1 pseudogene is annotated in these 581 nt (G+C 64.4%); it reads left to right on the top strand.

The features are described 5' to 3' along the window. Nucleotides 1-442 (top strand): annotated as a pseudogene (locus NW819_RS05075) (ribonuclease E/G); the annotation flags it as partial. Between the last annotated feature and the right edge of the window lie 139 nt (nt 443-581).

Raw genomic sequence — 581 nt, forward strand, 5'->3', positions numbered from 1 at the left:
CAGCGGGACGGAGTCCTCAGAAGGCCGTCCGGCTCCGGTACGGCAAACCGTCACCGTGGAGATGACCCCGTTACAACAACGGGTCTACTCGGAGTTGGGGCTGTCGCCGCTGTTGCTGCTTGACCAGCCGCCGCCTTGGGGCCGAGACACGGCGGTTAGGGTGGTTCTGCCGGGAACTCTAGAGGCGGAAAGTCCGCCCAGGATGGAGACTGAGGCAACTTCTCAGACAGAGGAGTTTGCACCCGAACCGGAGGCTCTGCAGGAGAAGGAGCTGCTGGACAACCTCTCTCCACCCGAACTTTCTGAACCCGAAATCCCTTCTGCTGAATCGTTCGTGCCAGCAGTGCAGAGCAGCTTGGCCGAGCCAGCCGCGGAACTGGGGATCAGCCCTGCCCAGCAATCTCCAGCAGCCTCCAGGCGACGGCGCTCCCGCAGCAGTTAGGCGCTGCTCTCAAGCCCAGGGGCAGGCATGGGAGTATGGTGGAGCGGGCAAGGCCGAGTTTGATCTGGGAGGGATCCCTTTGGCAGCAAGGGATCCTGCGAGTGGCGGGGGTGGATGAGGTGGGGCGGGGGGCCCTGGC

The organism is Synechococcus sp. R8-2, assembly GCF_047461715.1.
GTDB lineage: Bacteria > Cyanobacteriota > Cyanobacteriia > Thermostichales > Thermostichaceae > Thermostichus.